This is a genomic window from Liberiplasma polymorphum, assembly GCF_043951795.1.
GTDB classification, from domain to species: Bacteria; Bacillota_I; Bacilli_A; order Izemoplasmatales; family Izemoplasmataceae; genus Liberiplasma; species Liberiplasma polymorphum.
The window spans coordinates 25,372-37,926 of record NZ_JBIOAG010000020.1 but is presented as its reverse complement, the minus strand read 5'-3'; the positions used below and the strand labels follow the sequence as shown (position 1 = coordinate 37,926).

The following is a 12,555-nucleotide window of genomic DNA, read 5'->3' as shown; positions in this document are numbered from 1 at the left end:
GCGCATAAGTCTTGTTCCTATGCTATAATAAAAGAGATAAAATTGGAGTGACATTATGGAAAGAGCATTCGAAAAACTATTAGATTTTTTAGAGTTAACGAACTATAAACAAACCATTACCGGCAAACTTATCGAACTTACTGTCGATGAAGCGCGTCTTGAATGGTTTTTTAATATCGAACTCGATAAACCTCTAGAATTAGAGGTTTTTAAAGTGCTTGAACAACACCTAGAAAACGTTCCAGCTTACGCACAAAGTTGCAATCATGTGCGCTTTTTAATTGATTACAAAGTACAAGACGATACATTTTTAGAAGCGTATTATTATCATGTCCTTGAAAAACTTAAAAAATCACGCCCACGCTATGAAGCGATTAGTGAATTTAAAGTTGAAAAAAATGGAAAACCGTTCCATTTAAATATTATATGTCCAAAAGATGGTTCTTATGTAGAAGGCATGATTTATGACATTGAAACCACATTAAAAGAACTAGGATTTGATGCAAAACTAAGTATTCGTTATTCAGAAAATGAACCAACCATAACCGAAAGAATTGAACAAATTGATTTTGAAGAAATGATGACTGCTGAACGTGAACATGCGCATCATGAAAAAACAGATGTTAAACGTTATATTACTTTTAAAGATAGAACCGTTAAAAAAATCTCTCACCGTATTAAGGATATCCCTGTTACAGATGATGAGTTAACCCGTTATAAATCAGAACATCATAAAGCAGATTTCACACTTGAAGCCGTCGTAATGAATGTTGATGAACGCCGTATTAACGGTAAAACAACGTTATTTACTTTTGTATTAAGTGATGAAGAAGACTCCATTTATATTAAAAAGTTTGTGCGTGATCAAGAAGAAGTAAAATTCTTACGTGAAACTGAAAGTAATATGTATATGAAAGTTCAAGGGACCGCTCAGTACGACCAATTTGTTGATGAGGTTGTCTTAACTGCACTTGCCATAGAACGTACAGATCACGTCATTGTACAAGAACTAAGAGAAGACCTAGCAGAAGAAAAACGTGTAGAACTACACCTACACTCAAAAATGTCTACCCTAGACGGAATAGATTCGATTGAAAACTTTGTAGAAACAGCCCTACGTTTTAAACATAAAGCAATTGCTTTAACTGATCATAACACTGCCCAATCATTCCCTGAATTTTTCAAAGTAACTAAAAATAAACCCATTAAACCGATTTACGGGGTAGAGTTTAACTTTGTTGATGAGTCAGATGTATTAATGGCATGGAATCAATATGAAGGCTCATTACGTGATGCAACGTATACTGTATTTGATATTGAAACAACAGGATTAAGTGTTAACTTTTCTAAAATCATTGAAATCTCTGCAATAAAAATTAAAAACCATTCGATCGTGGATCATTTTAATGCCTTTGTAAATCCAGAAGAAACCTTAACTGAGTTTACTAAAACATTGACTGGGATTACCCAACAAGATGTTTCAAATGCCGAAACCATTGATAAAGTATTACCAAAATTTAAAGCGTTTTTTGAAAACAGTATTATGGTTGCGCATAATGCGCGTTTTGATATGGCGCATATTTATGAAAACTTAAAAGCCGTTAATTTATATGATAAAGTTTATCCAACCATAGATACCCTGCAAATCGCACGACAACTTTATAATGATAAGTTAAATCGTTTCAACTTAAAAGCCGTAGCCAAACTATTTAAAGTAGAGTTAAAACAACATCACCGTGCAGAATATGATACCCGTGCAACCGCGGATATATTCATGCAAATGCTAACAGACTTAGACCGATTTGGTGTAAAAACTTATAAACAACTACAAGAAATTCAAACCGTTATAAAAGCATTTAATCCTTATGCAAATGCAATTAGCAAGCATATTAATATCTTAGTTAAAAATCAAACTGGTTTAAAAAATCTTTATAAATTGATCTCTTTAGCCAATACCAAATACTTCTTTAAAGAACCTGTTTTACCTAAAAAAGTACTTGATAAACATAAAGAAGGGTTATTACTTGGTAGTGGGTGTATGAACAGTTCTTTCTTTGAAGTTGCACTCAATCAAGGAGAAGAAGCGCTATTAGAAAAAGCTAAATACTATGACTATCTTGAGATTCAACCGTTTGAAGATTATCTTCACTTAGGTCAAGATATGGAAAATATCGAATCGGTTATTGAAGAAACACTTAAAAAGATTATCCGTGTAGGAGAACAACTCAACATTCCAGTCATCGCTACTGGTGATGTTCATCATATTGATAAGCACTCAGTAAAATATCGTGACATCTATATTCAAACCCCTGTAGTAGGAGGGGGATTACATCCGCTATCACGTTATAAGGAAATCCCATCTCAGTATTTTAGAACCACAGATGAAATGCTTGCATCTTTTCCGTTTTTAGATGAAGCTACAGTGAGAAAAATTGTTATAGAAAACCCTAATAAACTTGCAGATTCTATTGATTATGTTCAAGCATTTTCCAAAGATTTATTCGCACCAACAGATGATTTTTTAGCCTCTAAAGGGATTCCATCAATCGAAAAACATATGGAGAAGATGGTGTATTCACGTGCTTACGAATTATACGGAAATCCACTACCAAAATTAGTAGAGGATCGTTTGAAAAAAGAGATGACCTCTATTACTAAAAATAAGTTCTCTACCGTTTACTATATTTCTCATTTACTTGTAAAAAAATCACTTGATGAAGGCTATTTAGTTGGATCTAGAGGATCAGTTGGTTCAAGTTTGGTCGCAACTTTTATGGATATAACAGAAGTTAATCCATTACCGCCTCATTATGTTTGTCCAAAGTGTCACTACTCTAGTTTTAAAATGAGTCCAGAAGAAAAAACACAGTACGGGATACGTCCTGATGAACGCGGTGTACAAAGTTTACTAGATGATGTCAGTAGCGGATTTGATTTAAAACATATCGAGTGTCCTAAATGTAAGCATCCTCTTAAAAAAGATGGCCATGATATCCCGTTTGAAACCTTCTTAGGATTCAAAGGCGATAAAGTACCGGATATTGATTTAAACTTCTCTGGAGACTATCAGCCAATCGTACATGAATATATACGTGAACTATTCGGACCAGAACGTGCCTTTAGAGCAGGAACAATTTCTACTGTTGCCGATAAGACTGCTTATGGTTATGTTAAAGGTTATATTGAGAAAAAGGATTTAACATTGCGTAAAGCTGAAATTGAACGTCGTGCAAAAGTAATTACCGGTGTTAAGCGCTCAACAGGCCAACATCCAGGGGGAATAGTTGTGGTACCTGATTATAAAGAAATTTATGATGTTACCCCAGTACAATACCCCGCAGATGCAACGGATTCATCATGGCGTACTACGCACTTTGATTATCATTCATTTGAGGACAATCTATTTAAACTTGACGTATTAGGGCATGATGACCCGACTATGATTCGTTATTTAATGGATTTTGTCAAAGAAGACCCAATTAGTTTCCCTTTTAAAGATGCGATAGATATTCCACTTGATGATTCGAAAGTATATCAATTATTAAGTGGTACTGAAGTCATTGGATTAAAACCTAGCGATATTAATAGTGAAGTAGCAAGTTTTGGTGTACCTGAAATGGGAACGTCATTTGTAAGAGGTATGTTAAGAGATTCTCGTCCAAAAACCTTTGCGGATATCGTTAAAATATCTGGATTGTCTCATGGAACAGACGTCTGGTTAAATAATGCTGAAACGCTTGTTACTGGGAAAAATGAAAAATTTGGAAAAGTCCCATTTAAAGAAGTGATTGGGTGCCGTGATGATATCATGGTTACTTTAATCCAACATGGATTAAAAAGTGAAGTTGCCTTTGAAATATCTGAGTTTATTCGTAAAGGTAAAGCAGCAGTTAGTCCTGATCAATGGCACGGTTATACAATGATTATGCGCGAACATAATTTACCTGAATGGTATATATGGAGTGCAGGTCAAATTAAATATATGTTCCCTAAAGCCCATGCAACAGCTTATGTAATGATGGCACTTAGAATTGCCTGGTTTAAAGTTCACAGACCGATTTACTTTTATTCAGCTTACTTCTCAAAACGTGCAAGAGACTTTGATTTAATTTCTATGCAAGGTGGCGAATACGCAATTGAAAAACGCATGCAAGAAATTGATGATGCAGGCAATAAAGCAACTGAAGTTGAAAAACGTTTATATACCGTACTTGAAATTGCACTTGAAATGGTAAAACGAGGATTTAAGTTTGATCCAATTGATATTATGGCCTCAGATGCTAGAGACTTTATTATCTCTAAAGAAAGAAAATCGATTCGATTACCGTTTGTAGCTTTAGATGGTCTTGGACAAAAAGTAGCCCAAACCATTATAGAAGCAAGAAACGAAAAACCCTTTACATCAAGAGAAGATGTAAAAGAACGTACTAGTTTATCAACGACTTTATTTAATAAACTGGATGCCCTTGGTGCTTTTGGTGATTTACCTGAAACTGGGCAGATAAATTTATTTGATTTATAGTATAATATTATTGAAAAACATCAAGGAGAGTGAGTTTATATGAGATTTCGTTCACACAACCCAGTCTTTGCTCGCGTACACAGCCAAGCAAGCGTAGACTATTCAAATGTTGTAACCTATAAAGGGGTAACACTTAAAACAACATTTCTTTTAGCAATCATGATGATTGTTGGCGCGTTTACGGCTGTCCAGTTTTATAATCTCGATACCATTAGTAACGGATTAATTATTGCGATTATCGTCGCACCAATTGTAGGGTTCATTTGTATTATTTTTGCATTTGTAAGGCCTCAATCTGCGCGTATTCCATCTGTTTTTTATGCCGTTGCTCAAGGACTATTTTTAGGAGCCATTTCGAGCATGTACCAAATTAGTTTTGGCGATGGTATCGTTGCAACAGCACTACTAGCAACACTCGGTGTATTTATCGGAATGTTAATCTTGTTTGGAAGCGGATTAATCGTTGTTAATGACTTCTTTAGAAGCTTCATGTATATGATGCTTATTGGCCTTGTATTTTCATCATTGTTTTTCTTCATATTCGCGATGATTACAGGGACAGCAAGTATTGGCTTCTTATTTGGAATTACCATTGTAGGTGTCATTTTAGCTTCGCTTTATTTACTCATTGATTTTGATAATATACAAAAAGCAGTACATGGAAGTATAGATAAACGCTATGAATGGATTTTATCTTTAGGGTTACTCGTAACGCTTATTTGGTTATATTTAGAAATTTTAAGATTACTTGCCATCTTAAGATCTCGCGGTGGAAGAAGATAGACACGGAATTTCCGTGTCTTTTTTATAAAATTGATTTATGATATACTATTTATAGATGTAGGGGTATTACGCTATCTAAAGGATGAAAGTAATGAATAAACCGGATAAACCCAATCCATTTAAAATGCAATATAAAATAAACAAAAAGCATTTAAAAATGAAGAAAATGAAACCGTTTCAAGAGTAAACGGTTTATGGTATGCATTCATCTTAATTATTGCGATTCCATTACCTTGGTTAGGACTACCATTTTATATCGTGTATAAAAATGACAATAGAAAGATTCACCCATATTTACTAGCAACAACCATCTTTGGCGCATTTGTATGGATACTTATATTTATATTAGGGTTAGTTTTATTAACCCAAGAATTTCGAGAAATACTGGATTATTATAATCGTTAAAAATAGGAGGCAATTATGGAAAAATGGAACCTGAATGCTTTATACAAAGGGTATGAAACACCTGAATTTAAAGCAGATATTGAAACATTAAAAACACGTATTGATGAAGCATTAGAATTTGCTAATACATTGGAATCACTTGATAATGCAAAAGATAAACTTATTAAGTATATTGACTTAAACACAAGTTTAAGATCAAACTTTTTAAAGTTATACGCATTTGTAAGTTTACAACTGGCAACGAATGCTCAAGACGAAGCATCAAATGCTTGGATGAATCAAATGCAACAACTCGGTAGTAAAATGACACCATTTAATACAAAAATTTCTAAATTTGTTCCAAAACTTGAAAACTTAAACCAACTCATTGAAGAAACTGATGCATTAAAACCTTATCAATATCACTTAGATAGTATTAAAGACCGTGCTCAATATGTATTAAGTGATCAAGAAGAAGCATTAATTTCAAAATTAATGCAAACCGGTTCAAGTGCATGGGGAAGACTTCAAAGCTTACTTACTAGTATTGTTGAAGTTGAATTTGAAGGCCAAATTGTTACTTTATCAGATATCCGTAACAAAGCACATTCTAAAGATGCAGATGTTCGTAAAAAAGCCTATGAAGCCGAACTTTTAGCGTATAAAAAAATTGATCAACCCGTAGCTTTTTCATTAAATGGCGTTAAGGGTGAAGTCAATGAACTAAGTGCTTTAAGAGGATTTGAAAGTCCTCTACATGAGGCAGTTTATAATTCGCGTTTACAGAAAAAAACACTTGATGCGCTGATTGCATCTATGCGTAACCATTTACCAATGTTTAGAGCATACCTCCAAAGAAAAGCAGAATTACTTGGTCATAAAAACGGCTTACCTTGGTATGATTTATTTGCACCAATGGGTTCAAGTGAACGTACCTTTACAAGTAAAGAAGCCATCGATTATGTCGTTAAAAACTTTAAGTCATTTGGAGACGATTTAGCAGACTTAGCACAAAAATCTTATGACGATGAATGGATTGATTTCACGCCAAGAAGTGGAAAACGTGGTGGCGCATTTTGTATGAATCTTCATCCAATTAAGCAAAGTAGAATATTACTGAATTTTGATGGATCATTTTCTAATGTTATTACATTAGCCCATGAACTAGGCCATGCATATCACGGAGATAGAATTTTTAAAGAAGCAATGCTGAATGCTTCATACACAATGCCAGTAGCAGAAACCGCATCAACGCTTTGTGAAACCATCGTTAAAAAAGCAGCGTTAAGTGATTCTGAAGGAGAAGAACAATTATTCATCTTAGAACAATCACTAATGGGAACAACTCAAGTTATTGTAGATATATTATCAAGGTTTATATTCGAAGAAAATGTATTTGAAGCTAGAAAGAAAACACCGCTTTCACCAGAGAAATATAATGAAATGATGAAAAAAGCACAATTAGAAGCATACGGCGATGCACTTGATTCTAACTTTTTACATCCTTACATGTGGGTAAATAAAGGGCACTATTATAGTGGTACGCTTAGTTTTTACAATTTCCCATATGCATTTGGATTATTATTTGCCAAAGGAATTTATGCAAAATTCCAAGAAAAAGGAAAAGGATTTGCACAAGATATAGATACACTACTACAAAAAACAGGTCAAATGTCAGTTGAAGATGTTGCTAGTTTAGTGGGTATTGACGTAAGTAAAGAAGATTTCTGGGATCAGTCGCTAAGTGTAATTAAAGAAGAAATTGATTTGTTCTTAAAAATTACAGCTTAATCTAAGGCATCCTAGCTAGGATGCCTTATTATATAGGAGGGTATATGAAAACACTATCTATGTTTTTAACAGCTTTTATAGCAACACTATTTGTATCCTATCTTTCAGTGTTATCCTATGAAGAAATCAGCATTGTACCTTGGACTGAATTAGCTAAGCCTTATTCAGAAGGTCAAAATGGTGATATCGTCTACTATTTTGGTACAATTCATGCTGAAGGACTAATAACAGATGAGTACATTTTTGGTTCATTTGTACGATTAGATAGATATTCTGAGATATTTACTTATGAGTCACTGATGCGTGAAAAAGAAGGATTGTATCAACATGTTAGTTGGATAATGAACCCTTTAACAGAAGAAGAATATCTTGCTCAAACAGAAAGATATCCTTATTTAGATAGTTACGATTTTTCATATGTAAATCAAATGATTCCAAATCGTTTTGGGTTAGCAGATACCATTTTTATTGATCATATTGAAATTGTGGTTAGTGATCCTAATTTTTACAAAGCAGATCATATTTTAGTAAACTTAGAAAACGTAAATTTAAATACAATGGATGATTATTTTCCAACTGGTTATGGGCTTTTTAAAAGTAATAATAATGGAACGAGTCTTTATAATCCTTCTCTTAATGATTATAATATAAATTACTACGGGATTTTAACCGGCACAGAAGGATTAATTGTTGGCATTTACCAAGACGGTAAAATAGTAAATACTAATAACCAAATTAACGCTGGATTTTTTCCTGATTACGCAAGCTTTGAAGAATATTTATACGATCAACCTTATCAATATGATGCACTGCCCATTATTTTTATTGTGTGGCTAACGGTCACATTTGTCATCATTATTACCATGTATTTAGCGATTCATCCTAAAATTAAACATGTGTTATCAACCGATAAACGATCACTTTTAGTCCTTGGACTTATGGCACTATATTATGGACTATATGTATTATTTATTTGGATTGAGACGACAAACTTCACCTTGTTTTATACCCCAATTGTTTTATATGTTTTACTTGGTTTAATACTCTTAATGATTAAAAGTACCGTTATGAGTAAAGAAGTAATATATAAAGATTTAGGGAACTTAAATAAATCTAAAACAGATGAATATAGTGATGAATACAAAGATTTTTTTGATAGTTATTCAGAAAAAAAATAGACTAAAATAGTTTAACCATTTCTATCTAAATCATGAGAATCCATTTAAGGATTAGATTTGTTAGATGGATTTTCATGTGATGATTTAACCTAGTTTAATTCATAAAAAGTTAATAGGGTTAAAACGTCTTTAAGAAATTGAGAAACGAAAGTAATGTAAAATCAAATTCATAAAATCTATTTACAATAAATCAAGTGATAAAGTCTTGAATAAAGCGATAAAATCTTATATAATACGTGTAACACGTTGCACAAGACCATGTAATTAAGAATGCGTTATTTTAGAGAGAGACTGTTGGTGAGAAGTCTTATAACCCACTTAATTATTTCAGCTTGTAAGTGATGCTAATCCCATCCGTATCTCTGCGTTAAAGAGTTAAGGGCTAGCTTTGCTAGAACTAAGGTGGTACCGCGGATATAATTCGTCCTTATTTTATGAGGACGATTTTTTTTATTTTGAAGGAGTGAGACTATGGAAATTAAAAAAACATTAGAAAGTTTAGAACAAAAACTTTCAAAGGCATTAGAAGAAATTCATACCATTGAAGCTTTGCAAGATTTAAAAGCTGAATTTACAGGTAAAAAATCTGAACTGACTAAAATGATGCAACACATGAAAGATTTACCTAATGATGAAAAACCAATCTTTGGTCAGACTATCAATGAGGCAAAACAACGTTTTTCTTCATTAATTGAAAACAGAAGAGATTTTTTAAACGCTAAAAAATTAGAAATAAAACTTGCTAAAGAAACCATTGATGTAACACTAGATGGGCCTGATTTTGGTGGCGGCAATACCCATTTGTTAAATCAAATCATTGATGAAATAGAAGATTTGTTTATCGGTATGGGGTATTTAGTTAAAGAAGGTCCAGAAATTGAATCGGATGAACTAAATTTTGAAAAACTTAATTTACCAAAAGATCATCCTGCAAGAGACATGCAAGATAGTTTTTATATCAGTGAAGATACATTACTTAGAACCCACACATCACCTGTACAAGTCCGTACTATGTTAGAATATGGTGGGCAAAAACCAGTTAAAATTATTTGTCCTGGAAAAGTGTATCGCCGTGATGATGACGATGCAACGCACTCACATCAGTTTATGCAAATAGAAGGTCTAGTCGTTGATGAACTAACAACAATGGCTGATTTAAAAGGGACATTACTAGCCGTTGCACAAGCAATGTTTGGAAAAGATAGACAAATCAGATTAAGACCATCTTATTTCCCATTTACAGAACCAAGCGTTGAAGTTGATGTGACTTGTTCAAAGTGTAACGGTGCCGGTTGTAATATGTGTAAACAAACTGGGTACATCGAAATACTTGGTGCAGGTATGGTTCATAATAACGTGCTTGAAGCAAGTGGATATGATTCTAAAAAATATCAAGGCTTTGCCTTTGGTATGGGGGTAGAACGTATTGCTATGCTCAGATATGGAATCGACGATATTCGTCATTTCTATCAAAACGACTTACGCTTCAATAAGCAGTTTAAATAGGAGGTAATCATGAAGGTATCTATAAATTGGTTAAAAGAACTTATTCCTTTTAAGGAAGATGCACATACATTAGAAGCATTATTTTCAACAAAATCACAAGAAGTAGAATCGGTTGAAAAACTCGTCGACGCTAAAGGCTTAGTAACTGGGTATGTTAAAACGTGTATTCCACATCCTGATGCAGATAAGCTAAGTGTTTGTCAAGTTGATATTAAAACTGAAAACTTACAAATTATTTGTGGAGCGCCAAATGTAAAGGCTGGACAATATGTTATTGTTGCTGTTAATGGCGCGGTTTTACCCGGGAATTTTAAAATTAAAAAAACAACCATTCGTGGGATCGAATCTAATGGCATGATATGTAGTTTAGATGAACTTGGTATTGAACATAAATACCATCAAGAAACCGGCATTCACGAAATTAATCACGAAGTCCCCCTAGGTGAGGACGCCTTAAAAATCTTATCACTTGATGATGAAATCTTAACACTAGATTTAACCCCTAACCGTGCCGATTTACTTTCTATGCAAGGGGTTGCTTATGATACAGGGGCCATGCTTGATGTACCATTTGAAATCATCCAACCAGTTGTAAAAGAATCTAATCTAAAAAACCCAATGAAAATCTCGACAACCACAGAGGCTTGCTTAAGTTATTATGGTCGTGTTATTGATGATTTAGTTATTAAAGAAAGTCCACAATGGATGCGTGCAAGATTGATTGCTGCAGGTGTTAGACCCATAAACAATGTAGTTGATATTACGAATTATGTAATGTTAGAAACAGGACAACCCCTTCATGCTTTTGATTATGACTTATTAGCATCAGATGAAATAATCGTTCGCTTAGCGGACGAAAATGAAAAGTTTACTACATTAGATGATAAAGAACGCACGCTTTTAAGCGAAGATATCGTTATTACTAATGGTAAAAAAGCAGTAGCCCTTGGTGGGGTTATGGGTGGTGCTGAGACAGAAGTTTATAAAGAAACCAAAAGTATTTTATTAGAAAGTGCTGTTTTTAACCCTAAAAATATACGGTTAACATCATCAAGACTTGATTTAAGAAGTGAATCTTCAACGCGTTTTGAACGTAAAGTGAATCCAATAAATACCCGTTTTGCGTTAGAACGCGCCACTGAACTTTTTACTAAGTATGCCAGTGGAAACCCAAGAAAAGGGATTGCTTATTTTGATCACTCAGAAAAAACCCCGCTAATGATTGAGTTATCACTTGAAACCATTAACCGTGTTTTAGGCAGTAATCATACAGTGGAAAGTATCAAAGATTTATTTAGAAGATTAGCACTAAACTATAAATTAAAAGAGACAACTTTTATAATCGAAAAACCTTCAAGACGACAAGATTTTGAAAACTACCAAGATATTATTGAAGAAATTGGACGTTTAGCAGGTTATGATACATTGCCTAACACACTACCTGTAACCGTATCTTTAGGTAGATTAACCGCTTACCAAAAATTCAAACGTACCACTAGAACCGCACTCACAAACTTAGGATTAACAGAAGTCATCACTTATAGTCTAAGTAATGAAGACACTTTATTTGATTTTGTCCGCATGCCAAATTTAAATCCAGTGAAACTTGCTAATCCAATGATTGAACACCGTAAATCATTAATTTTAACGCCAATTAATGGGTTATTAGAAGTCATCAGTTATAACGTGGCACGCAAGCAACACGATGCCCATATTTATGAAATTAGTAAACGTTATACGAAAGAAAAAGAAACAGAAGTTCTAGCCATTGCCATGCATGGACAATTTCAAGATTACGGTTGGCAACCATCAAAGCCTACCGATTTCTATACACTAAAAGGGATTGCTCAAGCGTTATTTAACCGCATAAATTTATTAGATGTTCGTTATGAAAAAACCACAATAAATAATTATCATCCTCATCAAACGGCATTGATTATTAAAGAAGATACCGTGATTGGTCATATCGGAAAGATTCATCCTCAACAAGCCTCATCACGCGATTTAAAAGATGTATATGTTTTAGAAATTGAACTTGAGGCTATTTATAAATTAACCCAAGATAAAATCATGTATGAAAGTATCCAAAAATATCCGAGTATCTCAAGAGACATTGCGATTGTTTGTAAAAACAGTTTACCGGCACAAACCATTATAGATTCGATTAAGGCTATTGCTAAAGCACGATTAAGCAATGTCAAAATATTTGATGTTTATGAGGGTGAACACGTAAAAGAAGATGAAAAATCTATTGCTTTACGGATGATTTTTGAAGATAAACAAAAAACTTTAGAAACAAAAGAAATTGATGATTTAGTCAATAAAATCATTAAAACACTTGAGAAAGATCACCAAGCAACGCTTAGATAAAAAAAAGCATCCCTCGGGATG

Annotated in this window: 6 protein-coding genes and 1 other annotated feature; all 6 genes read left to right on the top strand. The window is 33.5% G+C overall.

The features are described 5' to 3' along the window. Positions 1 to 55 precede the first annotated feature (55 nt). The 6 genes from ACHAJD_RS05970 to pheT all read left to right on the top strand — a co-directional run bounded on the left by ACHAJD_RS05970 (position 56) and on the right by pheT (position 12,534). A complete protein-coding gene (locus tag ACHAJD_RS05970; RefSeq protein WP_435584957.1) occupies positions 56 to 4,522 on the top strand; it encodes a PolC-type DNA polymerase III in 4,467 nt (1,488 codons plus the stop codon). A 39-nt stretch (positions 4,523 to 4,561) separates the two neighbouring features. Then, entirely contained in the window at positions 4,562 to 5,305 is a 744-nt protein-coding gene (locus tag ACHAJD_RS05965; RefSeq protein WP_435584956.1) for a Bax inhibitor-1/YccA family protein, read from the top strand. A 420-nt stretch (positions 5,306 to 5,725) separates the two neighbouring features. Then, positions 5,726 to 7,480, top strand: a complete 1,755-nt coding sequence (locus ACHAJD_RS05960) for a M3 family oligoendopeptidase (protein WP_435584955.1) — start codon at positions 5,726 to 5,728, stop codon at positions 7,478 to 7,480. A gap of 44 nt (positions 7,481 to 7,524) precedes the next feature. Then, entirely contained in the window at positions 7,525 to 8,658 is a 1,134-nt protein-coding gene (locus ACHAJD_RS05955; RefSeq protein WP_435584954.1) for a hypothetical protein, read from the top strand. Between the two features lie 237 nt (positions 8,659 to 8,895). Beyond that, positions 8,896 to 9,090: a binding site (T-box leader), on the top strand. A gap of 45 nt (positions 9,091 to 9,135) precedes the next feature. After that, positions 9,136 to 10,164 carry a phenylalanine--tRNA ligase subunit alpha gene (gene pheS / locus ACHAJD_RS05950; RefSeq protein ID WP_435584958.1) on the top strand — a complete coding sequence of 343 codons (1,029 nt, stop codon included), beginning with the start codon at positions 9,136 to 9,138 and terminating at the stop codon, positions 10,162 to 10,164. A gap of 9 nt (positions 10,165 to 10,173) precedes the next feature. Next, the gene (gene pheT, locus ACHAJD_RS05945) at positions 10,174 to 12,534 is read left to right on the top strand and encodes a phenylalanine--tRNA ligase subunit beta (protein WP_435584953.1); all 2,361 of its coding nucleotides are present in this window, start codon (positions 10,174 to 10,176) and stop codon (positions 12,532 to 12,534) included. The last annotated feature ends 21 nt before the right edge of the window (positions 12,535 to 12,555 follow it).